General features: G+C 67.7%; 21 protein-coding genes and 2 tRNA genes. 15 read left to right on the top strand and 8 right to left on the bottom strand.

What is annotated here, in order from left to right:
* Nucleotides 1-118: 118 nt before the first annotated feature.
* On the top strand, nt 119-1,576 hold the full coding sequence (locus ACFUTU_RS11670) for a DUF222 domain-containing protein (protein WP_377964338.1): 1,458 nt from the start codon (nt 119-121) through the stop codon (nt 1,574-1,576).
* On the opposite strand, the gene ACFUTU_RS11665 is transcribed toward ACFUTU_RS11670, so the two are convergent.
* Complete coding sequence (locus tag ACFUTU_RS11665; RefSeq protein ID WP_377964336.1) at nt 1,573-2,262, bottom strand: hypothetical protein; 690 nt, start codon at nt 2,260-2,262, stop codon at nt 1,573-1,575. The two genes, ACFUTU_RS11670 and ACFUTU_RS11665, sit on opposite strands and share 4 nt — an antisense overlap.
* Before the next feature lie 155 nt (nt 2,263-2,417).
* Nucleotides 2,418-3,599: a winged helix DNA-binding domain-containing protein gene (locus tag ACFUTU_RS11660; RefSeq protein WP_377964334.1), complete on the bottom strand. Its 1,182-nt coding sequence runs from the start codon at nt 3,597-3,599 to the stop codon at nt 2,418-2,420.
* A 136-nt stretch (nt 3,600-3,735) separates the two neighbouring features.
* On the opposite strand from ACFUTU_RS11660, the gene ACFUTU_RS11655 reads away from it, so the two are divergent.
* Nucleotides 3,736-4,386, top strand: coding sequence for an alpha/beta hydrolase (locus tag ACFUTU_RS11655; protein ID WP_377964332.1), 651 nt, complete (start codon nt 3,736-3,738; stop codon nt 4,384-4,386).
* Nucleotides 4,387-4,406: 20 nt separating this feature from the next.
* On the opposite strand, the gene ACFUTU_RS11650 is transcribed toward ACFUTU_RS11655, so the two are convergent.
* Nucleotides 4,407-4,640: an RNA-binding S4 domain-containing protein gene (locus tag ACFUTU_RS11650; RefSeq protein ID WP_377964330.1), complete on the bottom strand. Its 234-nt coding sequence runs from the start codon at nt 4,638-4,640 to the stop codon at nt 4,407-4,409.
* Between the two features lie 33 nt (nt 4,641-4,673).
* Between ACFUTU_RS11650 and ACFUTU_RS11645 the strand changes: the two genes are divergently transcribed.
* The 3 genes from ACFUTU_RS11645 (at nt 4,674) to ACFUTU_RS11635 (ending at nt 8,287) form a co-directional block, all read left to right on the top strand.
* Nucleotides 4,674-5,693: a DMT family transporter gene (locus ACFUTU_RS11645; protein WP_377964328.1), complete on the top strand. Its 1,020-nt coding sequence runs from the start codon at nt 4,674-4,676 to the stop codon at nt 5,691-5,693.
* 228 nt (nt 5,694-5,921) lie between these two features.
* On the top strand, nt 5,922-7,307 hold the full coding sequence (locus ACFUTU_RS11640; protein WP_377964326.1) for a glycine--tRNA ligase: 1,386 nt from the start codon (nt 5,922-5,924) through the stop codon (nt 7,305-7,307).
* Between the two features lie 2 nt (nt 7,308-7,309).
* The gene (locus tag ACFUTU_RS11635) at nt 7,310-8,287 is read left to right on the top strand and encodes a GNAT family N-acetyltransferase (protein ID WP_377964324.1); all 978 of its coding nucleotides are present in this window, start codon (nt 7,310-7,312) and stop codon (nt 8,285-8,287) included.
* Between the two features lie 75 nt (nt 8,288-8,362).
* Here ACFUTU_RS11635 and ACFUTU_RS11630 read toward each other — a convergent pair whose 3' ends face one another.
* Both ACFUTU_RS11630 and ACFUTU_RS11625 read right to left on the bottom strand, forming a co-directional pair.
* Complete coding sequence (locus ACFUTU_RS11630) at nt 8,363-9,217, bottom strand: lysophospholipid acyltransferase family protein (protein ID WP_377964322.1); 855 nt, start codon at nt 9,215-9,217, stop codon at nt 8,363-8,365.
* Between the two features lie 48 nt (nt 9,218-9,265).
* The gene (locus ACFUTU_RS11625; protein ID WP_377964320.1) at nt 9,266-10,048 is read right to left on the bottom strand and encodes an alpha/beta hydrolase; all 783 of its coding nucleotides are present in this window, start codon (nt 10,046-10,048) and stop codon (nt 9,266-9,268) included.
* A 110-nt stretch (nt 10,049-10,158) separates the two neighbouring features.
* On the opposite strand from ACFUTU_RS11625, the gene ACFUTU_RS11620 reads away from it, so the two are divergent.
* The 6 genes from ACFUTU_RS11620 (at nt 10,159) to ACFUTU_RS11595 (ending at nt 16,485) form a co-directional block, all read left to right on the top strand.
* On the top strand, nt 10,159-11,550 hold the full coding sequence (locus ACFUTU_RS11620) for a YibE/F family protein (RefSeq protein ID WP_377964318.1): 1,392 nt from the start codon (nt 10,159-10,161) through the stop codon (nt 11,548-11,550).
* 73 nt (nt 11,551-11,623) lie between these two features.
* Nucleotides 11,624-12,805 (top strand): tRNA dihydrouridine synthase DusB, encoded by a 1,182-nt coding sequence (gene dusB / locus ACFUTU_RS11615; RefSeq protein WP_377964316.1) that lies wholly within the window; start codon nt 11,624-11,626, stop codon nt 12,803-12,805.
* On the top strand, nt 12,789-14,102 hold the full coding sequence (locus ACFUTU_RS11610; protein WP_377964314.1) for a deoxyguanosinetriphosphate triphosphohydrolase: 1,314 nt from the start codon (nt 12,789-12,791) through the stop codon (nt 14,100-14,102). The genes dusB and ACFUTU_RS11610 overlap by 17 nt, the downstream gene beginning before the upstream one ends.
* 73 nt (nt 14,103-14,175) lie before the next feature.
* Nucleotides 14,176-16,137, top strand: a complete 1,962-nt coding sequence (dnaG, locus tag ACFUTU_RS11605; RefSeq protein ID WP_377964312.1) for a DNA primase — start codon at nt 14,176-14,178, stop codon at nt 16,135-16,137.
* Between the two features lie 77 nt (nt 16,138-16,214).
* A tRNA-Asn gene (locus ACFUTU_RS11600) sits at nt 16,215-16,287 on the top strand.
* Between the two features lie 125 nt (nt 16,288-16,412).
* Nucleotides 16,413-16,485, top strand: a tRNA-Asn gene (locus tag ACFUTU_RS11595).
* 94 nt (nt 16,486-16,579) lie between these two features.
* On the opposite strand, the gene ACFUTU_RS11590 is transcribed toward ACFUTU_RS11595, so the two are convergent.
* From ACFUTU_RS11590 to ACFUTU_RS11580, 3 genes are all read right to left on the bottom strand, one after another.
* A complete protein-coding gene (locus ACFUTU_RS11590) occupies nt 16,580-16,987 on the bottom strand; it encodes a hypothetical protein (RefSeq protein WP_003805942.1) in 408 nt (135 codons plus the stop codon).
* Between the two features lie 41 nt (nt 16,988-17,028).
* Entirely contained in the window at nt 17,029-17,208 is a 180-nt protein-coding gene (locus ACFUTU_RS11585) for a hypothetical protein (protein ID WP_377964310.1), read from the bottom strand.
* A 114-nt stretch (nt 17,209-17,322) separates the two neighbouring features.
* Nucleotides 17,323-18,543, bottom strand: coding sequence for a multidrug effflux MFS transporter (locus ACFUTU_RS11580; RefSeq protein WP_377964308.1), 1,221 nt, complete (start codon nt 18,541-18,543; stop codon nt 17,323-17,325).
* A 180-nt stretch (nt 18,544-18,723) separates the two neighbouring features.
* On the opposite strand from ACFUTU_RS11580, the gene ACFUTU_RS11575 reads away from it, so the two are divergent.
* From ACFUTU_RS11575 to ACFUTU_RS11560, 4 genes are all read left to right on the top strand, one after another.
* Nucleotides 18,724-19,605: a phage holin family protein gene (locus ACFUTU_RS11575; protein ID WP_377964306.1), complete on the top strand. Its 882-nt coding sequence runs from the start codon at nt 18,724-18,726 to the stop codon at nt 19,603-19,605.
* A gap of 55 nt (nt 19,606-19,660) precedes the next feature.
* Nucleotides 19,661-20,284, top strand: a complete 624-nt coding sequence (locus ACFUTU_RS11570) for a CDP-alcohol phosphatidyltransferase family protein (protein ID WP_377964304.1) — start codon at nt 19,661-19,663, stop codon at nt 20,282-20,284.
* Nucleotides 20,284-21,192: a DMT family transporter gene (locus ACFUTU_RS11565; RefSeq protein ID WP_377964302.1), complete on the top strand. Its 909-nt coding sequence runs from the start codon at nt 20,284-20,286 to the stop codon at nt 21,190-21,192. Before ACFUTU_RS11570 ends, ACFUTU_RS11565 begins: the two co-directional genes overlap by 1 nt.
* A gap of 105 nt (nt 21,193-21,297) precedes the next feature.
* Nucleotides 21,298-22,494 carry a glycosyltransferase gene (locus ACFUTU_RS11560; RefSeq protein WP_377964300.1) on the top strand — a complete coding sequence of 399 codons (1,197 nt, stop codon included), beginning with the start codon at nt 21,298-21,300 and terminating at the stop codon, nt 22,492-22,494.
* Nucleotides 22,495-22,583 lie beyond the last annotated feature (89 nt).

Below are 22,583 nucleotides of genomic sequence, written 5' to 3'. Positions count from 1 at the left end.
GTCCCGCAGCCACAAGCAGCGGGACGCGGGCTGTTTTTTTCCTCTTGTCCAGCACCTCCTTTTTCCCGCCCGGCGCTTGGCCGGTAAAAATGTCAGTGGGTGGTCGGATGCTTCGGGTATGGAAAGCAGTGCAGCTGTGGAGACGATGGAGGCCATCAACGCCTCCGCTTCTTCGCTGGCTGTTTTCGTTGACCGGGCTATCGGGAACGTCCCCTTGAACGGGGTCGAGGCGCCAACCGGTCTTGATCCTTTGCGGGACCAGGCGGACGCGTACCTTGATGGGTTGGGGGAGCTGGCCAAGACGGAAGCCCGGCTTGCGGCCCTGAAGGTGCAGCTCGTCGCCGGCTACGTGAACACGGAGAAAGCCATGACGCCGCCCACCGCATCCCCGCAGGACCGCATGGTCCGAGACATGGCCATAACCGCCGAGATCGCCGGTGTGCTGACCATCAGTGAACGTGCCGCCGGCAACCTGCAGTACGAGGCCATCATCCTGACCACGGGACGGCCGCGGACCTTCTCGGCGCTGCAGGCCGGGGCAATTTCCTGGCAGCATGCCCGGATCATGGTGGACGAGACCGAGAACCTCGACCCCGCCGGCGCGGCGGCGCTGGAGGCGCATTTCCTGGACCCGGACGCCCCGAACCCGGCGCGGGGCTGCCCGGCCGGTGAGCTGGTCCCGTGCCGGTTCCGGGCGAAGGTCCGCACCTGGCGGGAACGGCATCACCCGATCAGCATTGAAAAACGCCACGCCCGCAGCGCCGCGGACCGGCGGGTTGAATACACCCCTGACAATGACGGAATGGCCTGGTTCTCGGCCTACCTCCCGGCAGCCCAGGCCGCCGGGATCTGGAACCGGGCCACGGACGCGGCCCGCCGCATGCAGGGACCGGGCGAGGCCAGGACCCTCACCCAGCTCCGCGCCGACGTCACCTCAACCTGGCTCCTCACTGCAGGCCTCGAAGCTGCGGCGGGTGGGAACACGGAGGGCGCTATCGACAGGACCCCGGACGAATTCGGTGGTGTGCCTTCACCTGCGGCGCAGGTCCTGGTCACGGTGCCGGTGTTTTCGCTGCTCGGCCTGACCGGGGAGCCGGCCATGCTGGACGGGTACGGGCCGATTCCGCCGTCCATGGCACGCGCACTCGTCGCCAACGGCGCAACCGCGTTCCACAGGGTCCTGACCGACCCGCTGGACGGCGCGCCTTTGGAGATCGGCCGTATCAGTTACCGGCTCACCAAAGCGATGCGCCAATGGCTCCGCCTCCGCGACGCCAAATGCACGTTCCCGGGCTGTAACAACCATTCTTTGGACAACGATGCCGATCACCTCCTGGCCTGGGCCCGCGGCGGGCCTACCGGAATCAGCAACCTCGGCCAATCCTGTCCAAAACACCACCGACTCAAACACAACTCCGCCTGGACACCCACCACGGCCAGCGCCAGCGCCCACGACCCGCCCGGCTGGACCTCACCAGCCGGCCGCCACTATCCCAGCGAACAACCCGACTGGGAACCACCCCACTGGCCAGCACAAATTCAGACCATGTTCGGTGACGTTGATCCGGCGGCCTAACCGTTCATGATGTCGTTGCGGCGGGCCATGTACTCCTCCATGGAGATCTGGCCGTCGCTGTACTGCTGGTCCAGCTCAGCCAGCTTCCGTGCCCGGAACCCCTGCGGAGCCGACGGCAGCGGGGGAGCCGAGGGTGAGCCGGTTGACGCCGGGTTCTGCTGCGGCTGGGGCGGGTTGGCCCGGTATTCGGCGCTGTCCTCATAGGGAACCTGTCCCTGCTGCCACGACGGTGCCCCGGCGCCGCCCGGACCCGGCTGATTCGGGTATGGCTGGCCGGGGTACGGAGGGTTGGGGTACTGCTGGCCCGGGTACTGCTGGCCTGGCTGGCCCGGGTGCTGCTGGCCCGGGTACTGCTGGTTCGGATATTCCTGGCCCGGGTAAGGGGGGTTCAGGGGCGGAAGCTCGTCCCGGCCACCGCGCTGGGGGACGCCAAATCCGCCGCTGAAGTAGTCCTGCTGCGTGTAGCCGTCCCGCGGCCGGTTGTCGGGGCGTCCCTGGAACGGGCTTCCGAAGGGACTGCCCGGCTGGTTGCCGAACTGGTCCGGCCCCTGATTCGGGAACTGGCCCGGATACTGCCCGGGCAGGCCGGGCCCCTGGCTCCGCTGCTGCATGGACCTCCGGTACATCCGCATGCCCATGGGAACCAGGACGGCCAGAATGATGATCCAGAAAAACAAGTCGAACACGGCGGGGCCCTCTCAGTGAGTCTCCGTTCCAGCTTAGTCCTGCACGGGAACGGGCCCGGGGTCCTTATGCCGAGAGCGCACACTGCCCTCCCGGCCACGCTGCCGCCCGCATTTCCGCCCAGGGACCATGTGGCTCTCCGCAGAGGCCCCGGACGTCACGCGACCGCCGGGACCCGCACTGCCGGCACACCAAGGAAAGCGCCGTACCTCGCCACGGCCACCTCCAGCGCCTGCTCGGCGGCGTTGTCCATCGGCCGGGAAGGACGGATGTCCAGCTCGCAGCGCGCCACCTCCTGCCCTCTCCTGACCAGCGAATGCCGCCACGCACCGGCCAGCATTCCGTCGCACAGGACGACATGCATGGGAGTGTCGCCAAACGGATAGGCCGGCGCTGTCCCGCCAAAATAGTGCCGTGAAACCGAATAGCCCATGATGAACTCGTCGTAGCACTGGACCAGGTCGATCTGCGGCTGCCCGTCCCCGGCCTGCCCCACGTCAGCGGCCTGCCCCGCTTCAGCGCGCGGGGCCGGTGCCTGCCCGCCGGACTCCGGCCGAAGATAGAAATCGGCGCCGTCGATGCTGGTGGCAACGATGGCGCCGGGGGCAATCTCGTCTGCCAGCGCCAAGCCCTTGCGGACATCAGCCATCGTGAGTCCGGACCAGTCGGCACAGTCCCGGACCGTTGCCGGCCCACGGCTTCCGAAGTACCTCAGTGCCAGCGCCGCCAACGATTCCTCCCGTGAAAGTGCGGCGCCAGGGCCTGCCCCGGCGACGCGCTCATCAAACGACGCATAGGTCTGCCGCAGGGCGCCGCCGGGGCTGCGGATGGGCGCACCGCTCACCAGCACCCCGCTGATCTCAGCGTGCATGATCAGGTACGCCAGTGCCAGTCCCGTGGCGGGGAAGCCTGCATCCAGCAGCCTGTCAGCCAGCTGCTCGCGCGTGAGGTGCACGTCGCCCGCCACCGACTCCGCCAGGACGTCTGCGCTCCGTAATGCTGCCTCATTATCGATCCCGGTCCTGCGGTACGTGCCGGCGTTTGCCTGGTGCAGCCGGGGTGCTGACAGGGCCCGCAGCCACGGCAGGTCGTCCCGGTGCACAAAATGCCAGGTGGGTCGCAGGATATGCGTCCGAAGAATGCTTCCTTCGGCAACCGCCTGCTCCACGCCGGCGGCCGTCGCTCCGGCCGTCCGCTGGGCCAGGGACCAGCGCGCATAGGGAAACTCCTGCGCCTGGACCGCCAGCAGGTTCTTCACGGCATCCTCCGCCGCGGCTGCCCGCGGCTCCCTCAGCTGCTGGCCGGTCAGCCGGGTCCGCAGCAGTTCAAGAGTTTCCATGCCCGACTCCGCTCCTCACCTTGGGCCGTACAGTCGCCGCCGGGGCCATAGCCGTCTCACCCTGACATGGTGTACCCCCGCCGCGTGGCTGCGCCACCGTAGGTTGTTGCCCTCGGCCAACTGTAAGAATGGAGCCATGACTTCTGCCGACTCCTTTCCTGCCCCCGTTGTTCTATGGTCCAAGCCCGAGGAAGCCAGGGCCGGCAAGCCACTGCTCGTCCTGCTGCACGGTTACGGCGCGAACGAGCAGGACCTCCTCAGCCTGGCCGACATGCTTCCGGACGAATTCGCGGTCGCCTCGGTCCGCGCGCCCATCGCCATGGGCCCGGGGTTTTCGTGGTTCCCGCTGACCGGTTCCATCGAGTATTCCGTGGACGCGGTCAAGGCCGCGTCCGGATACGTGCTGGACTGGCTGGACACGGTCAAGGACAACCACCCGTCCGTCACGCTTCTGGGCTTCTCGATGGGCATGGCAATGGCCACCACGCTGCTGCGGCAGCGGCCCGCTGACTTTGCCGCCGTCGTCGGCCTTTCAGGTTTTGTGGTCAACGCGGATTCCGACGGCGAGTTCCGGGACGCCGAACTGGACGGAACGGTGCCGCTGTTCTGGGGGAGGGACCAGCAGGATCCGGTCATCACCCCGGACAAGATCGAATACACGATGGGCTGGGTGCGCAAGCACGTGAAGCTGACCAAGGTCCTCTACACCGGCATGTGGCACGGCATCAACGCCCAGGAGATCGGCCACGTGTCCGAGTTTCTCACCCACGAGGTGCTGAAGAAGTAGCCCTCCAGCAACACAGAGCTTTACGCCACGGGGGCGCTGACCCGGACGGTCTGGCCGTTCACCGTCACCGTGTCCCCGTCGTGAAGCTGCCGGCCGCGCCGGTCATCGATCTCACCGTTGACCTTGACCAGGCCGTTCCTGATCAGCTCCGTTGCCTCCACGCCGTCCTCCACGAGGTTGGCGAGCTTCAGGAGCTGGCCCAGGCGGATCATGCTGTCACGGATGGGGATCTCTTCGATTTCCGGGTTGCTCATACCAGCAATCATGCCTGACGTAAGGTGAAACAAATGACCCATGCACCCCGGCTGCCCCTCGCCGTGGGACTTCCGATGGCTGTGGCCTCCGGGCTCGCCATTCCGGTCCAGGGGCGGATCAACGGTGCCCTCGGTGCCCGCCTCGGTGACGGCATCGCCGCGGCAGTCGTCAGTTTCAGCACCGGCCTGATCGTGATGATCATTGTGTCCCTGGCTGCCCCGCGCGGGCGGGCGGGCCTCGCGCGTATCCTGCCGGCGCTGCGTGAACGCCGCTTCCCGCCGTACTACGCGCTCGCCGGCGGCATCGGTGCCTTCTTCGTCTTCGCGCAGTCCTTCACCGTGGGGCTGCTTGGCATTGCACTCTTCACCGTGGCGACCGTCACCGGACAGACGCTTAGCGGCCTGCTGGTGGACCGGCTGGGCATCGGTCCGGCAGGCAAAAAATCCGTGACGGGCATCCGCATCATCGGCTGCGTCCTCACCATCGCCGCGGTCTCGTGGGCAGTGTCACCCCGCTTCGCCGCGGGCGGTGGTGCGGCGGGTAGCGCGGCCGGGGCCGGCAGTGCGGCAGCGGCTGGAACGGCCGACCCGGCCGCGCTGCTGCTGCCGGTCATCCTGCCGGTGCTCGCCGGTTTCCTCATGAGCTTCCAGCAGGCCATGAACGGCACCGCCACCGTGCACTACGGGACCCCGATCGCTGCCACGCTGGTGAACTTCATCGCCGGCACTGCGGTGCTCTGGGTTGCGTGGTCCATCAAGGTGGCAGTCGCCGGGCCGGCCCATCCGCTGCCGGGGGAGTGGTGGTACTACCTCGGCGGGCCCATGGGCTGCGTGTTCATCGGCCTCGGTGCGCTGCTGGTGCGCAGCCTCGGTGTGCTGGTGACTGGCCTGGGCATGATCGCCGGCCAGCTCCTGGGGTCCCTTGGCCTGGACCTGCTGGTCCCCACGCCCGGCACCGTCGTGGAGGCGGCCACGGTCCTGGGGACCCTGCTGACCCTGGCCTCCATCGTCGTGGCCACCCTGCCCTGGCCCCGGGGCGCATTGCGGAGGTGAAGCGCGCCTTGCGGAGGTGAAGCGCTCCTCGCGGAGGTGAAGCGCGCCTTGGCATGAGGGTGCCGAGGGGGCGAGGGGCGCCCTGCGAGGCTGCTGCCGGTAGGCTAGGACTCGCAGCTTCCTGCACAGTTTTCCCTTGCACACGCCCCCGCGCGGCATCCAGCCGTGGTCCAGGGGCCAGAGACACCGCGGACCGCACCCAGCGGCCCTGTAGAAATTGGAGTTCCCATGGCAGCAAAATCCGTCCTCGACCAGGTCATTTCCCTTTCCAAGCGGAGAGGTTTCGTTTTCCAGGCCGGCGAGATCTACGGAGGCTCGCGTTCCGCTTGGGACTACGGACCCCTCGGTGCCGAGCTGAAGGAAAACATCAAGCGCCAGTGGTGGCAGTCCGTGGTGCGCGGCCGCGACGACGTGGTGGGCCTGGACTCTTCCGTGATCCTGCCCCGCCAGGTATGGGAAGCCTCCGGCCACGTCGAGGTCTTCTCCGACCCGCTGGTGGAGTGCCTCTCCTGCCACAAGCGCTACCGCGCCGACCACCTCGAAGAGGAATACGAGGAGAAGAAGGGGCGCCCGGCCGAGAACGGCCTCAAGGACATCGCCTGCGCCAACTGCGGAACCCGCGGTGAATGGACCGAGCCGCAGGAATTCTCCGGGCTCCTGAAGACCTTCCTGGGCCCGGTGGCCAGCGACGAGGGCCTGCACTACCTGCGTCCGGAAACCGCGCAGGGCATCTTCGTGAACTTCAACAACGTGCTCACTACCTCCCGGAAGAAGCCGCCGTTCGGCATCGGCCAGATCGGCAAGTCCTTCCGCAACGAGATCACGCCCGGCAACTTCATCTTCCGCACCCGCGAGTTCGAGCAAATGGAAATGGAATTCTTCGTGGAGCCGGGCACGGACGAAGAGTGGCACGAGTACTGGATGAAGGAGCGCATGGCCTGGTACACGGGCCTGGGCATCCGTGAGGAGAACCTGCGTTTCTTCGAGCACCCGCAGGACAAGCTCAGCCACTACTCCAAGGGCACCACGGACATCGAGTACCGCTTCGGCTTCCAGGGTTCCGAGTGGGGCGAGCTGGAAGGCATCGCCAACCGGACCGACTTCGACCTCTCCACCCACGCCAAGGCCTCCGGCACGGATCTCAGCTACTTCAACCAGGCCACCAACGAGCGCTACACACCGTATGTGATTGAGCCCGCCGCCGGCCTGACCCGCTCCTTCATGGCGTTCCTCATCGACGCCTACACCGAGGATGAGGCCCCCAACGCGAAGGGCGGCGTGGACGTCCGCACCGTGCTCAAGCTTGACCCGCGGCTCGCCCCGGTCAAGGCTGCCGTGCTGCCGCTGAGCCGCAACGAGGACCTCTCCCCGAAGGCCAAGGATCTCGGCGCGCAGCTGCGCAAGAACTGGAACATCGACTTCGACGACGCCGGCGCCATCGGCCGCCGCTACCGCCGCCAGGACGAGATCGGCACCCCGTTCTGCATCACGGTGGACTTTGACACGCTCGAGGACCAGGCGGTCACCATCCGTGAACGCGACACCATGAGCCAGGAACGCGTCTCCCTGGACAAGGTGGAGGGCTACCTGGCCGCACGGCTGATCGGCGCCTAGCCATGGCGATCCAGTACCGCGAATGGCGCGAGGGCGATGACCTGGCGCTGCTGGAAATCTGGGGCGACCCGGAGACCGACCAGGCCGGGCAGTTCCGCGGCACCCTTGCGCCCTCCGGCAATGCGCCGTGGCGGCGCTGCATCGTGGCCGAGGACGTCGTTGACGGCGTGGCCATCCCGGTCGCCGCCGGTGTGGTCCACGAGGCCAGCCTGCACCCCGAGCGGCTGTGGGTTTATGTTGAGGTTGCCCGGGACCACCGCCGGGCCGGCATCGGCTCCACGCTGCTCATGATGCTGCGCCGTGAGGCGGAAGGATCGCCGTCGGGCGTCACCAGGCTCCGCTGCAAGGTGGAACCGGGAACTTCGGGCGCCGCCTTCGCCGAGGCGGCGGGTCTCACCCCGATCCAGCACACCAGGCTCGTCGTGGTGGAGCCGGGGGCCCTGAAGCTGCCGGTCTTCGGCGACGGATCCGAGGAGGCGGCTTCCGAGCGCATCGAGGACCTGGCCACCGGTTCCGTGGAGCTGTCCGACGTCGTGGGCCGGTACTACTCGTCCGTCCACGGCTGGGACAGCCCGGGTGAACTGGGCATCGGCACAGTGCAGCGGCTGTTCCTGGACGAGCTCAGCGGCGCCCACGGGGCAATCGTGCTGCGCTCCCCGAAGGAGAGTGCGTTCGGGTCCGGTGTACCGGCCAGCAGGAAGGGCAAGATCCAGGCTTTCGCGATCAGCTATGCGCAGCAGCATTCCGAACAGGGAGATACTGCCCATCCTTCCGATGTGTTCCTCGGGCACGAGCCGGAGCTGGGTGCGGACGAGGCGAAGGCCGCGGTCCGTGACCTGCTGGCCCTGATTGCGTATCAATACCCGGTGCTCATGGAAGTGGACGATTCAATGGCAGCGCTGCGCGCCGTCGTCGACCCCCTGATGGAAGCGGGCAAGGCCCGCCGCCAGGGCGCGGAGACGGCCGTAGTCTCCGACTGACATTTACCCCACTGAGTAGCAGATCAGGGCGTTCCCAGCATCGGGAACGCCCTGTTCTGTTACAAGCCTGATCTGCTATCTGGTTGGGGGATTTCCGTCAGGGGCTGCTGTTGTCCGGGAAGTACGACGGCGGTCCCTCGCCAGGTCGGCGGCATCGAGCCTTTGGCGTTCCGTCTCGGAGATGGCGCCCCCGCCGAGGTCGGCCGGCATCCACCACTCGCCCGGCCGCGCTGCCACGGGGAAGCTGGCGATGGCTGCGTCGATGCCAGCCTGGAGTGTTGTGCGGAGCCGGGCCGTCTCCTCGTCCGGGTCCACGCCGGCGGCCGGGCGCACTGGCTCGCCGATGTGCACCCGGACCGGTGCACGCGGGATGCGGTGCAGGGGAAGGCCGTTGCCGCGTGTCAGGATCCGGTGCGCGCCCCAGACGGAAACCGGAATGAGCGGGACGCCGGCCTCGGCCGCCATCCGCACGGCCCCGGTCTTGCATTCGCGGACCCTGAAGCTGCGGCTGACTCCGGCCTCGGGCATGACGGCCAGGTATTCACCGGCGCGCAGCCTGGCCACGGCATCGTCATACGCCGCCGTGCGTGAACCGTAGCCCACCACCACCTGGCCGGCTGCGCTGATGAAAGGACCGGCGAGCCAGTGGTCGGCGGCTCCCTGATGGATCAGGAACCGCAGCTGCCCGCGGTTGTGGGTCCAGAACACCAGCCCGGCGGCCGCGAAGTCCAGATAGCCGAAGTGGGTGATGGCCACGACTGCACCGGACCCCGGACGGACGGTCCGCCCCGTCCTGTTTCCGGCTGCGGGATCAGGCAGGTGGTCCTGCCCGGTCACCAGCAGCCGGATCCGGAACAGCCACCGCAGGAACAGCACCACCCGCACGAGGAGGCGGTAGCAGCGGTCACTGGCGGCTGGAGTCCAGGGCATGTGTTCTCCCGATTCCCACAGGACTGTTTGCTTTAGCGGGCCGGTGCTTTAGAGGAGTGCGGGCAGCGATCCGTCGGACGGCGGCAGCACCTTGTCCAGGGCTGCGGCGGCGGCCGGCACCGGCGCTGAAGACCCGGCCCCGGGGGCTCCCTCTCCGGCGAGGCCGGTCCGTTCCGCGAACGCCTTCATCAGGAACCCGGTGGCCAGCCGGTGCCACAGCCAGACCCGGCGCAGCATGAAGTGCCCCGCGCCGCGGAGCGAGACGTACCGCAGCTCCGCCGCTTCCGCGGCGGCCCGCCGCGCGAACCGCAGCGATGCCGAGGGGCTGGTCCACCGGTCCGCGTCCCCGTGCACGATGAGGACCCGCCGTCCCGCCACCGCGGCTGAGGGGGTGCCGTCATCCAGCCACGGAGCCAGCGCCACCACGGCGTCCACTCCCGGTTCGTCCGCCGCGCAGATCGCGGTGAGGCCTCCCATTGAATGCCCCAGCAGGTAGATGGGGACGCCGGGATGTTCGGCGCGGATCTTCGCCAACGCCCAGCGCGCATCCTTCAGCGGGGTCATGTCCTCGCCGTTCCAGCCGCGAACGCTGTTCCGCAGGGTCCACGCCGCCAGGCCGTGCTTCCGTCCGGCCGCGTGAAGATGGCGGGCGAACGGCACCATCCGCGCCGGGCTCAGGTGCGTCGCCTGCACGGGGTCGAAACTGTGCGACTTGCCGCCGTGGAGCACCAGGGCCACGCCGCGGGTGGGACCGGCGGGAGCCAGCACCGTCAGCACCGCCTCATGGCCAGTCCGGTGTGGGCCCGCATCCTGTGACACTTTGTCGTCCATTTATCAACCCTAAGGCGGCCGCCGTAGAGTTCAAGCATGAGGTTTAGCTGCTGATGGGTGCAGGTCACTCCCACGGTCATACAGGGCATTCCGAGCCAACGGCGCAGGCGATGGCGGCCCGCCGGAAAGCAAATCGAATTCTGGCGGCCGTGCTCATCCCGCTGACCCTGCTGACCCTAGCGGCCATGGCTGCGCTGTGGCCCTCAGGAAGCAGGGAAGGCCTGACCCTGGCCAATCCCTATGCGGCCGCACCGGGCGTGACGTTCGACACCGGGCGGATCCAGCGCGTGGTCACCGAGAGCTGCACCCCCGGCACAGCCGGTGAGAACACAGCCGGAGGTGGGAACACGGCGCAGGACGGCACCCAAAGCGGCACGGGCGGCGGTTCGCAGTGCACCTTCGCCTTCACCGAGCCGGACAAGGGCGGCAACCCGGTCAAGGTGGTGATCAACCCGGACATCGCCAAGTCGCACGGCGTGAAGGTGGGGGACAACATCCGCTACCTGAACCTGTCCAAGGCCCAGGCAGCTGCAACCGGTGCCGACGCCCCCGCGGCGCAGGGGTCGCCGTCGTACATCTTCGTGGACTTTGTCCGGACCATGCCGATCATCCTGCTGGCCATCCTGTACGCCGTCGTGGTGGTGGCCGTGGCACGCTGGCGCGGGCTGCGCGCCCTGATCGGTCTCGTCGGCGCCTACTTCGTGCTGGTCAGCTTCATGCTCCCCGGCCTCGTGGAGGGCAAGCCGCCGCTCCTGCTGGCCCTGGTGGGCTCAACCGTGATCATGATCGGGGTGCTGTACTTCGCGCACGGGTTCTCGGCCCGGACCTCGACGGCGTTGCTGGGCACCATCTTCGGGCTCGGCATCACCGCCCTGCTGGCCGCCTGGGCCACCGATGCGGCCAACCTCGCCGGCGTGGGAAGCCATGACGCCGCAACCCTGGTGAACATCTCCGACCAGATCTCCATCTCCGGCATCATCCTGTGCGGCCTCATCATCTCCGGGCTCGGCGTGCTGAACGACGTCACCATCACCCAGTCCTCCGCGGTGTGGGAACTGTACGAACTCGCACCCAACACGAGTGCCCGCAAGCTGTTTACCTCGGCGATGCGGATCGGCCGCGACCACATCGCCTCCACGGTGTACACCATTGCGTTCGCCTATGCCGGCGCGGCGCTGCCCATCCTCATCATCGTGATGCTCTACGACCGGCCGCTGGGGGAGGCGCTGACCAGCGCCGAACTGTCCGAGGAGGTCATCCGCACGCTGGTGGGTTCCATCGGCCTGGTCCTGGCGATTCCGGTCACGACGCTGATCGCCGTACTGGTGGTGAAGGCCACCGGAGTCCGGTCGGCCGAACCGTCCCGCCCCTTTGAGCCAAACCACGACGTCGACGACACCGGCGCGCTCGCGGCGGCAGCGGCGGTGGTTGCACGGGAGAAAGACGACGCCGGTCCGCCGCCGGCGACCCGGCGGGGAAGGCGTGCCGTTGAACGGGACTGAGTGGGCGGCCGTCGGGATTCTGCCCGATTTGCCGGCTTTGAGAGGATTTGCCCGGCTTTGAGACAATGGACGGGTGACTGTTGTAGCAACGCCTCCCACCCCCAGGCTGGAACTTCCGCCACTGAAACTCGGCCCCATCACCGTGGACACCCCGGTGGTGCTCGCACCCATGGCCGGAATCACCAACACTGCCTTCCGCAGGCTCTGCCGTGAATACGGCGGCGGCCTGTACGTGGCGGAGATGGTCACCTCCCGGGCGCTCGTGGAGCGGACGCCGGAATCGCTGCGCATCATCTCCCACGACGACGACGAGAAAGTCCGCTCCGTCCAGCTCTACGGCGTGGACCCCGGCACCGTCGGTGCAGCCGTCCGGATGCTGGTGGAGGAGGACCGGGCCGACCACATCGACCTCAACTTCGGCTGCCCCGTGCCCAAGGTCACCCGCCGCGGCGGCGGTTCGGCCCTGCCCTGGAAGATCGACCTTTTCACCTCCATCGTCCAGACCGCCGTCCGCGAGGCGTCCAAGGGCGGCATCCCGCTGACCATCAAGATGCGCAAGGGCATTGACGATGACCACCTGACGTACCTCGACGCCGGCCGGATCGCACGCGATTCCGGCGTTGCCGCCGTCGCCCTCCACGGCCGCACCGCGGCGCAGTTCTACTCCGGCCAGGCGGACTGGTCGGCCATCGCCCGCCTGCGTGAGGCGCTCCCGGACATCCCGGTGCTGGGCAACGGCGACATCTGGTCCGCCGAGGACGCCGTGCGCATGGTCCGCGAAACCGGCATCGACGGCGTGGTGGTGGGCCGCGGCTGCCAGGGCCGGCCCTGGCTGTTCGGCGACCTGCAGGCGGCATTCGAAGGCAGCGACAAGCGGTACCGGCCCGGACTCCGTGAGGTGGCCGAGGGCGTCTACCGGCATGCGGAACTGATGGTGGAAACCTTCGGCAACGACGAGTACAAGGCGCTGCGTGAGATCCGCAAGCACATGGCCTGGTACTTCAAGGGCTACGTCGTGGGCGGCGAACTGCGGGCCAAGCTGGCCACCGTTCCCACACTCGAGGTGCTGCGCGAACTGCTGGACCAGCTGGACATGGACCTGCCATATCCCGGCATCGACTCCGAAGGACCCCGCGGGCGGGCCGGGTCACCCAAGAAACCGGCCCTGCCCAAGGACTGGCTGCTGAGCCGCCAGCTTAACGAGGACCAGTCGCGCGATATTGCCGCGGCGGAACTGGATGTGTCCGGTGGCTGAAAGCCGGCTGGCGGAGGCCCGCACCGTGCCCCAGGCCCTGCCGGGCTACGAAGCGCACGATTCCGCCCGCTGGGTGGAGGAGCCGCCCAAGAGCACGTACCGCTCCGACTTCGAACGCGACCGGGCCCGCGTGCTGCACTCCTCGGCCCTGCGCCGGCTCGGTGCCAAGACGCAGGTGGTGGCGCCGGACACGGATGACTTTGTCCGCACCCGGCTGACGCACAGCCTGGAAGTGGCGCAGGTGGGCCGGGAACTGGGCCGCGCCCTGGGCTGCGACCCCGATGTGGTGGACACCGCCTGCCTCAGCCACGACCTCGGCCACCCGCCCTTCGGGCACAACGGCGAATCGGCGCTCAACGAGATGGCGCACGCGATCGGCGGGTTCGAGGGCAACGCCCAGACCCTGCGGCTGCTCACCCGCCTGGAGCCCAAGGTCCTCGACCGGCAGGGCAGGCCGGCCGGCCTGAACCTCACCCGCGCCAGCCTGGACGCGGCGTCGAAATACCCCTGGTCAGCCTTGGACGCCCCGGTGATCCACGGCCAGCGGACCAGCAAGTTCGGCGCGTACGAGGACGACCTGCCCATCTTCAACTGGATCCGGGAAGGCGCGCCCGAGCGGCGGTCCTGCCTCGAGGCGCAGGTCATGGATCTCGCGGACGACATCTCGTACTCGGTGCACGACGTCGAGGACGCCATTGTGGCGGGCCACTTCCAGCTGCGGTGGATGGACAACCCGGACCACCGGGCCCGCGTGGTGGGCTACGCCAAACAGTGGTACCTGCCGCACAACGAGCCCGCCGCCATCGACGCGGCCCTCGCCCGGCTGGAAGCCACCGACGTCTGGGTGCGCGAGGCGGACGGCAGCCGCAAGTCCATGGCGGCGCTGAAGGACATGACCAGCCAGCTCATCGGCAGGTTCTGCCAGAGTGCGCTGGAAACCACCCGCGCCGTATACGGCCCCGCGAACCTGACCCGCTACAACGCCGAACTCATGGTCCCGGAGGAGACCGTTCTGGAAATCGCGGTGATGAAGGGCCTGGCCACCACGTTCGTGATGACCACCGACCATCGGCAGCCGATCTACGAACGGCAGCGCGAGGTGCTGCACGCCCTGGTGTCGGCGCTGAACGCCACCGAGGACCGCCACCTCGAACCGATGTTCGCCGCCGACTGGCGCGAGGCAGCCGACGACGGCGCCCGGCTCCGCGTGGTCATCGACCAGGTGGCCTCGCTGACGGACGGCTCGGCGCTGGCCATGTACGAAAGGCTCGTGGGGAGCCTGCCGTCCCTGTGGTGATGTTGGACTCACCCGTCCACATAGGGCACGACGGCGGACGGCGGCCTCTGCGCAAGAGAATTAGGATTGCTTCGTGGCTGGGCTGATTAAACGGGAAGACATCGATGAAGTCCGCCAGCGCACGGACATCAAGGAAGTCGTTGACGGCTACGTCACCCTGAAGAGTGCAGGCCTCGGCTCGTACAAGGGCCTGTGCCCGTTCCACGACGAGCGTTCACCCTCGTTCACCGTCCGCCCGCAGGTGGGCCGCTACCACTGCTTCGGCTGCGGCGAGGACGGCGACGTCATCTCCTTCGTGCAGAAGCTGGACCACACGTCCTTCCACGAGGCCGTGGAAAAGCTGGCCGCACGGATCGGCTACGAGCTCCGCTACGAGGACGGCGGCAAGGGCCCCAGCCGCGAGGAAGTCGGCAAGCGCCAGCGGCTCCTCGACGCCCACAAGATCGCCGACGAGTTCTTCCGCGCCCAGCTGCTGACCGCCGGCGCCACCGAGGGCCGGAAGTTCCTGCAGCAGCGCGGCTTCGACCGGGCGGCCGCCGACCATTTCGGCGTCGGCTATGCCCCCCAGGGCTGGGACGCCCTGCTCAAGCACCTGCGCGGCCGCGGGTTCACCGACGCCGAACTGAAGCTCACAGGGATGTTCTCCGCCGGGGGACCCGGTAGCCAGCAGAGGATTTACGACCGCTTCCGGGGACGCCTGATCTGGCCCATCCGGGATATCGCCGGGGACACCATCGGCTTCGGCGCCCGCAAGCTCTACGAGGACGACCAGGGCCCGAAGTACCTCAACACGCCGGAGACAGCGCTCTACAAGAAGTCCCAGGTGCTCTACGGCATCGACCTCGCCAAGCGGAACATCGCCAAGGACCGCCAGCTGGTGGTGGTGGAGGGCTACACGGACGTCATGGCCTGCCATCTGGCCGGCATTCCGACGGCGGTGGCCACCTGCGGCACGGCGTTCGCCGCCGACCACATCAAGATTGCCCGGCGCCTGCTCTCCGACGACGGCAGCGGGGGAGAGGTCATCTTCACCTTCGACGGCGATGCCGCCGGCCAGAAGGCGGCCCTGCGGGCCTTTGAGGAGGACCAGCGCTTCGTCGCCCAGACCTACGTGGCGGTTGAACCCACCGGGGCCGACCCCTGCGACCTGCGCCAGACGAGGGGTGACAGCGCCGTACGCGACCTCATCGCGTCCCGGCGCCCGCTCTTCGAGTTCGCCATCCGCGCCACCCTCAGGAAGCACAACCTGGACACCGTGGAAGGGCGCGTCGCCGCACTGCGCGAGTCCGCCCCCGTGGTGGCCCAGATCCGCGACGCCGGACTGCGGCCGGGCTATGCACGGGAACTGGCCGGGTGGCTGGGGATGCCCATCGAGGACGTCACGCGGGCCGTCGGTGCCGCCGCCAAGCGCGGCGCGCCCGGGGCGGCGGGCGCGGGAACCCAGCCCGCCGGGGCTGCCGGCCGGCCCGACGGCGCCGGGTTCAACTCACTACCGGCAAGCGGCCAGAACGTGCCCGGAGTAGCCGCCCTCCCGCCGTCGGGCGTCCTCCCGTCCTTCCACCGGCCGGATCCACGGGATCCGGTGGCGTCCATGGAGCGGCAGGCCCTCGAGGTGGCCCTGCAGGAGCCTGCCATGCTGGGCGGGGCGGCCTGGGAGCGGTTCGTGACCGCCCGGTTCGCCACTCCCGCCTACCAGGCCATCCACGACGCCATCCGCGCCACGGCCCCCGGTTTCTCGGGGGATGCGGTGCAGTGGGTGGAGGCCCTGCGGCAGGAGGTTCCCGAGCCGCTGCAGCCGCTGGTTTCGGAGCTTGCGGTGGTTCCGCTGCCGGCACATACGGCCGAGGCGGTGCAGAAGTACTGCCGAGACATTCTCGCCCGGCTGTTCGAGCTCCAGATCACCCGTGTGAAGGCGGACAAGCTGGGCCAGCTTCAGCGGCTGGATGCCGCTGCGCATCCCGAGGAGTTCCAGCAGCTGAACCGTGAGCTCATGATGCTCGAAATGGAGCGCCGCTCGCTGCGCTCCGATGCATGACCAGGGCTGGTTTCGGCAGGACGCGGCGCCGATTTCGTTTCCGGGGCAGGTGTTTGCTAGGCTAGTACCCGCTTCATTCCTCCTTAGCTCAATTGGCAGAGCATTCGACTGTTAATCGAAGGGTTGCTGGTTCAAGTCCAGCAGGAGGAGCGCACAGTCCCCGTTCCGGGTTCGGGAACGGGGACTTTTTTATACCCCGGAGGGGTATTTGTGCCCTGAATCGGCGCCGATTTCGCATTGCGGCGAAACCTTTGCTAGTGTCATACCTGCTTCATTCCTCCTTAGCTCAATTGGCAGAGCATTCGACTGTTAATCGAAGGGTTGCTGGTTCAAGTCCAGCAGGAGGAGCGCACAGTCCCGCGGCTGGCCCCAGAGCCGGCCGCGGGACTTTTTTGTGCCCGGTGGCAGGCCCGGCGATCCGGGGACCGCCGTCACATCCGGCTCAGACGAAATCCATCTCCACCTGGAGGAAGCGCTCGGCCTCGGCCACCGCGGCCTCAAAGGCTTCCCTTTCCGTCGGGGATTTCCGGGGCTCCCGGGGGTGCCACTCATGGGGCGAGGAGTGCACGCGGGTGAAGCCGCCGTCCGGCGGAGCATAGAAGATGCCGAACCGCTGGACGGGCCATTCCGGGGACGTCTCCGGGGCCACCAGCAGGGCGGCGTTGAAAGCCGGGTTGAACCACTGGGCTATGGGCCGGCGCCGGTCTTCAGTGAAAAGCCCCGCCGCATAGAGCGCCGCCGACTGGGCACTGGTCTGGGTGCACAGCCGGTCCCACCACAACGGCAGAATGCCGGAGTCGCACCGCTGCCACGTGGCCGGAAGTGGAGGATGATCCTGCCAGTGGGGCACGTAACAACTTTATCGCGCAGGTATCCCGGCGAACAGATGGCCTAGGGCCTGTTCCAGGGGCCGGGATTGACGCGGTACAGCAACGCAGAACCGACGACGGCGCCCACCAGGATGCCCAGCGCCGCGTTGCCCATCATCCTGCCGGCGAAGAAGCCGGCCACGGCGCCGAGGACCGCTCCGAGGAACAGCCCCCGGCCGTTGCGGTGGGGTTTGCGGGTCATGATGCCAGCCTACCCGGCGGCGCCGGACGGCCTCCTCGGCGCCGGCTTGCCTCCTCGGCGCCGGACTGCCCGCCGGGGAGGAGGCCCCGGTCAAACGAGGAGGGGCGTGGGCAGTCAGTGGATGGAGGGAACTGTCCGCGGCCGGACCACAAGCCACAGCGCGGCCGCGGCGAGGAAGATGCAGCAGGCCTGGACGGCCCCCATGGGCGTGGCCGAGTTTCCTCCCAGCCACCCCACCACGGGGGAGATGATGCCGGCCATGAGAAACGTGGATGCCCCGAGCAGCGAGGCGGCGGTGCCGGCCTGGGCTCCGTGGCTGGCCAGGGCCAGGACCTGGACACAGGGGAACGTGAAGCCGGTGCCGAGGATGTAGAACCAGAGGGGAACCAGGACGCCCCAGAGCCCGAAGCCCAACTGGTCGAACACGACGATCAGCAGCGCCATGAGGAACATCCACGCGGTGGAGCAGGCCAGGATCCACTGCGGCGGAACGCGCTTGATCAGCCTGGAGCTTGTCTGCACCCCCGCGACGATGCCCAGCGAGTTGATGCCGAACAGCAGGCCGTACTGCTGGGGCGAAAACCCGAAGACGTCCTGGAACAGGAACGGGGACGCCGAGAGATAGGTGAACAGTCCGCCAAAGTTCATGCCACCCAGCATCAGCAGACCCACGAAGATCCGGTCGGAAAACAGAACGCGGTAGCGCTGCCGGGCCGTCAGGCCGGACTGGCCGCGCTTCTCGGGCGGGAGTGTCTCCCGGACGAACGCGACGGCGGCGAGGATCACCACGGTGCCGTAGCAGGCCAGGAAGACGAAGATGCCCGGCCACGGCATGACCAGGAGAAGCTGGGAACCGATGACCGGCGCCAGGATGGGCGCGAGCCCGTTGACCAGGGCCATCCGGGAGAACATCCGGACCATGGCGTACCCGCTGAAGAGGTCGCGGACCATGGCCATGGCGACCACGCCGCCGCCCGCGGCGCCGATGCCCATGAGGACACGGAACACCCCGAGGGTGGCGATGTCCGTCGAGAGTGCGGCGCCGAGCGAGGCGGAGATGTGGAGCGTGGTCGCCAGGATCAGCGGGAGGCGGCGTCCGAACTTGTCGCTGAAGGGTCCCACCACGAGCTGCCCCAGGGCAAAGCCGACGGTGGTGCCGGTCAGGGTCAGCTGGACCGCGGCCTCGGTCACGTTAAGGCTGGCCTCCAGGGCCGGGAAGGCCGGCAGGTAGAGGTCCACCGTGAAGGGCCCGAGGGCGGTCAGGGCGCCGAGTAGAAGGATGTAGAGGAGTTTCTGCCGGCGGCTGAGCGCATCGCCCGGGTTGGTGGTGGTCACAGAGAACCATCCTAGGGCTGACAGATCAGACTTTTACAGCGTTGGAGGGCACGCCGGGCCCAATTCCAGAAGTTCCGGATGACCCTGAATGATAGTTTTGTCAGCGGGGGCGCGCGGACGCACCGGAAGCCCCCAAAGAAGCGAAGAAAAATCGACGACGGAACCAGTGAGGCGGAACCTATGAGCGGACGTCACAGCGGGCGGACCAACCAGGGATTGCGCATCACCGCGCTGCCTAAGACGGTGAAACTGGCCCTTAAACTTGCGCCCCGCCAGCTCAATGACGAGATCGCCCTGGCCAAGATCGAAGCCAAGCGCAAAGGCAAGCAGCTTGGCGTGGCCGGAGCCTTCTTCGGCGTGGCCGCTGTCTTCCTGGCCCTCCTGGTTACCGGCCTGATTGTCGCTGCCATCATGGGACTGGCCACCATCATGCCGGCCTGGCTGGCAGCGCTGCTCGTCAGCGCGGTTTTCCTGCTCATTGCCCTCATCGGCGGGCTGGTTGGGCTCCGGAAGTTCAAACAGGCCATGCCTCTGATCCCGGAGGACAGCGTGCGCGGCCTCAAGCACGACCTCGGCATTGCCAAGGAGGGTTCCGACTTCGACGCCGCCGTGCTCGATCCCAACTCACCGCAGGCCAAGGCCGCCGCCGAAGCAAAGGCTGCCGAGAAGGCCAAAGCCAAGGCCGACAAAGAGTCCAAGAAGGCCGCCGAGGCCGTGGATGTTCCCGTGGCCACCGAACCGGAACTCCGCCGCCGCCTGAAGCAGCGCCGCGAACACCTGACCGGGGTGCGGGATGAGCTGGGCGAGGAACTCGACGTCAAGACCCAGGCGCAGGCCCTTCTCGGTGTGGCCAGGCACCGCGCCGCGGAAGGCAACGAGAAGTTCCAGGAGGCCCGCGGGCGGGCGGCTGAACGCTTCGCCGCCCTGTCGGCGTCGGCCCGCTCCGGCACCCGGGCGGGCTCGCTGCCCGGGCAGCTCGAGGCGCGCTGGAAGCCGCTCCTGGTCCTCACTGCCTCAACTGCTGTCCTGGTCGCCCTGCTGCGCAAACTCTTCAAGAGCTGAGCCTTGTCCTGAACGAAGACTGTAAGAGGCCGCTGGCCGCGGAGAGGGAGGGCTGATGAGGTTCATCGGCGCTGGTTCCCGTTCCGGCCAGCCGCATGTCGACCGCGATCTGGTTTACACCGTCCCGAACCTCCTTACGGTACTGCGCTTCATGGGCGTGCCGATCTTCGTCTGGCTTGTGCTGGCCCAGAAGGAATACGGGCTGGCGGTGCTGGTCCTGGCCATCATGGGCAGCACCGACTGGGTCGACGGGTATGTGGCCCGGCGGTTCAACCAGACCTCCAAGCTGGGGCGCGTGCTGGACCCCATCGCCGACCGGCTGGCCCTGATAGCGGTAGCGGTCACCCTGGTGATCGCCGGCGTCGTGCAGTGGTGGTACCTGGCGGCGCTCGTGGTCCCGGACGCCGTCCTGCTGGGCATGTCGCTGTTCTACTTCCGCGGCCACCCGGACCTGCCGGTGAGCCTGGTGGGCAAAGCCCGCACCGGCCTGCTGCTGCTCGGTACCCCGCTGCTGGTCCTGTCCAAGCTGCCCATTCCGTTCGCGGGGGCCTGGTTCGTCGCAGCATGGGTGGTGCTGGGCCTCGGACTCGTTGGCCACTGGGTGGCCGCCTACAACTATTTCTGGGCAATCCGGCGCAAAGGAAAAATGCTGGCGTCCGACGACGGCGGGAACGGCTGATGGTCTGGGTTGCGGTTTTGCTCGCGGTCATGGGCGCCTTCTGCCTGGCCTTTGGTGCCCAGCGCCAGGGCAGTGCCGTCAAGGCGGACACCGGGGGACTGGCGCTGAGCTCCAACGGTTTCCTGCGCCTGCTGCGGAATCCCCGCTGGGTCTTCGGCCTCCTCCTGCTCTGCATAGGCATGGCGATGAACGCCGTAGCCCTGGTCAGTGCACCCCTGACCGTGGTGCAGCCCATTGGCGCCATCGCCCTGGTGATCACCACCGTCGTCAACACCAAGGACCAGGGGCTGAGCATCAACCGCGCCACGGTGGTGGCCATCACCGCCTGCGTGACCGGGTCGGCGCTGTTCGTCCTGCTGGCCGTCACCGTCACGCAGGAAAGCCACCACGTCACGCCTGAGGACGAACTCACGATCGTGCTGCTGCTCTCCCTGGCGGTTGGCATCTTCGGTAGCCTCGCGGCCATGTTCAAGCACCGGATGAGCGCGTTCATCTACATCCTGGGTGCCGGCATCCTGTTCGGCTTCGTGGCCGTGCTGACGCGGATCATCGGCAAGCACCTGCTGGATCCGAACGGCCTGTTCCTGCTGAACGTGCCGTGGTATTCGGTGGTGGCCATCGCAGCGGCCGGGGGCCTGGGGTCCTGGTTCGTCCAGAGCGCGTACTCCAGCGGCCCGCCGGACCTGGTGATCGCCGGCCTCACCGTGATTGACCCCATTGTGGGCATCGCCATCGGCATCACGATCCTCGGCGAGCTGCGCCCCGATGTCCACGCCGTCCAGGCGATTGCCATGGGTACGGCGGCAACCCTTGCTATCGTGGGGGTAATCGCCCTTTCAAGGCACCATCCCGAGGTCACCAAGCGGAAGAAGGAAGTTCGGAAGGCCACGGGCAGGGCGTCCCACTAGCCGATTTTTACTGCGGACAGGCAAGAATGTGCCGGTGCATCACGTGCCGGCCCGGCCAGTGTGGTCAGCCGCAGCCGACCACCATGACCACCAGGAGCTTTCAACGTGACCACGCCCGGCGCCCAGCGCCCACTGACCATCCTCATCGCGGCGGACACGTACCCGCCCCACGTAAACGGCGCCGCCCAGTTTGGCTACCGCCTGGCCAAAGGCATGACAGGACGAGGACACGACGTCCATGTGCTGGCCTGCCGGCAGGACAAGGGCAAGAGCTTCACCGAATTCCGGGCTGAAGCCACCGTCCACCGGCTCCGCTCGCACAGCGTTTTCACGCACGAATACTTCAGGATCTGCTTCCCGTGGGAGATCAAGAAGGAAATCAGCCTGCTGTTCGACAAGGTCCAGCCGGATGTGGTGCACATCCAGAGCCACTACATGATCGGCGAGCACGTCCTGTACGAGGCCGTGAAGCGCGGCATCCGCATCGTGGCCACCAACCACTTCATGCCGGAAAACCTCAACCCGTTCCTGCCGTTCCCGCAGTGGTTCAAGGACATCATCGGGAAGATCTCCTGGAAAGACATGGGGAAGGTCATGGGGCAGGCGGATGTCGTCACCACCCCGACGCCCCTGGCTGCCAAGGCGATGCACCAGCATGCCTTCCTGCGCAAGGTGCTTCCGCTGTCCAACGGGATCGATTCGGCAGCCTACGAGCCCAAGCCGGACGAGGTCATTGAGCCGCACGAGCACCCCACCGTCCTGTTCGCAGGCCGGCTGGCCGAGGAGAAGCACGTTGATGTGCTGATCAAGGCGGTGGCCGCTACCCCCGCGGACCTGAATGTCCATCTCGAGATTGTCGGCGGCGGCGAGGTGCGTCCGTCGCTGGAGGCCCTGGTGGAAAAGCTGGGGCTGCAGAACCGGGTGAAGTTCCTGGGCCTGGCCAGTGACGAGGAACTCCGGGAAGCCTACATCCGGGCCGACCTCTTCTGCATGCCCGGGACGGCGGAACTGCAGTCCCTGGTGACGCTAGAGGCCATGTCCGCCTCCACACCGGTCCTGCTGGCGGACGCCATGGCCCTTCCGCACCTGGTGCGTGACGGCCAAAACGGGTACCTGTTCACGCCCAACGACAGCGCTGACCTGGCGGAGAAAATCACCCGCATCTTCCGGCTGCCTGCCGCGGAGCGGAAGGCCATGGGCGACGCCAGCCGGTGCATGGTGGAGCCGCACAGCATCCAGGGAACCCTCCAGACGTTCGAGGACCTGTACTACGGCGCGAACTACGAGGACAAGGTGGTCTGAAGACCACGCTGGCCTGAAGTGGTCGGAAGCCCGCCGCCGGTTTGCTAGAGTGAATCTGCCCCGCCGACGACGGGCCCCCACGGGCCGGC

The organism is Arthrobacter sp. NPDC057388 (genome assembly GCF_042668165.1).
GTDB lineage: Bacteria > Actinomycetota > Actinomycetes > Actinomycetales > Micrococcaceae > Arthrobacter.
Note: the sequence above shows the minus strand (reverse complement) of the source record. Positions and strands in the feature narration are given on the sequence as shown.

Bases quoted from the DNA above. Each gene is read 5' to 3' on its own strand.
- ACFUTU_RS11645 (WP_377964328.1), top strand. From the start codon at position 4,674: ATGACCCATGCACCCCGGCTGCCCCTCGCCGTGGGACTTCCGATGGCT.
- ACFUTU_RS11630 (WP_377964322.1), bottom strand. From the start codon at position 9,217: ATGCCCTGGACTCCAGCCGCCAGTGACCGCTGCTACCGCCTCCTCGTG.
- ACFUTU_RS11585 (WP_377964310.1), bottom strand. From the start codon at position 17,208: ATGACCCGCAAACCCCACCGCAACGGCCGGGGGCTGTTCCTCGGAGCG.
- ACFUTU_RS11650 (WP_377964330.1), bottom strand. From the start codon at position 4,640: ATGAGCAACCCGGAAATCGAAGAGATCCCCATCCGTGACAGCATGATC.
- ACFUTU_RS11625 (WP_377964320.1), bottom strand. From the start codon at position 10,048: ATGGACGACAAAGTGTCACAGGATGCGGGCCCACACCGGACTGGCCAT.
- ACFUTU_RS11565 (WP_377964302.1), top strand. From the start codon at position 20,284: ATGGTCTGGGTTGCGGTTTTGCTCGCGGTCATGGGCGCCTTCTGCCTG.
- ACFUTU_RS11655 (WP_377964332.1), top strand. From the start codon at position 3,736: ATGACTTCTGCCGACTCCTTTCCTGCCCCCGTTGTTCTATGGTCCAAG.
- ACFUTU_RS11620 (WP_377964318.1), top strand. From the start codon at position 10,159: ATGGCGGCCCGCCGGAAAGCAAATCGAATTCTGGCGGCCGTGCTCATC.
- ACFUTU_RS11635 (WP_377964324.1), top strand. From the start codon at position 7,310: ATGGCGATCCAGTACCGCGAATGGCGCGAGGGCGATGACCTGGCGCTG.
- ACFUTU_RS11670 (WP_377964338.1), top strand. From the start codon at position 119: ATGGAAAGCAGTGCAGCTGTGGAGACGATGGAGGCCATCAACGCCTCC.
- ACFUTU_RS11610 (WP_377964314.1), top strand. From the start codon at position 12,789: ATGTGTCCGGTGGCTGAAAGCCGGCTGGCGGAGGCCCGCACCGTGCCC.
- ACFUTU_RS11575 (WP_377964306.1), top strand. From the start codon at position 18,724: ATGAGCGGACGTCACAGCGGGCGGACCAACCAGGGATTGCGCATCACC.
- ACFUTU_RS11660 (WP_377964334.1), bottom strand. From the start codon at position 3,599: ATGGAAACTCTTGAACTGCTGCGGACCCGGCTGACCGGCCAGCAGCTG.
- ACFUTU_RS11570 (WP_377964304.1), top strand. From the start codon at position 19,661: ATGAGGTTCATCGGCGCTGGTTCCCGTTCCGGCCAGCCGCATGTCGAC.
- ACFUTU_RS11640 (WP_377964326.1), top strand. From the start codon at position 5,922: ATGGCAGCAAAATCCGTCCTCGACCAGGTCATTTCCCTTTCCAAGCGG.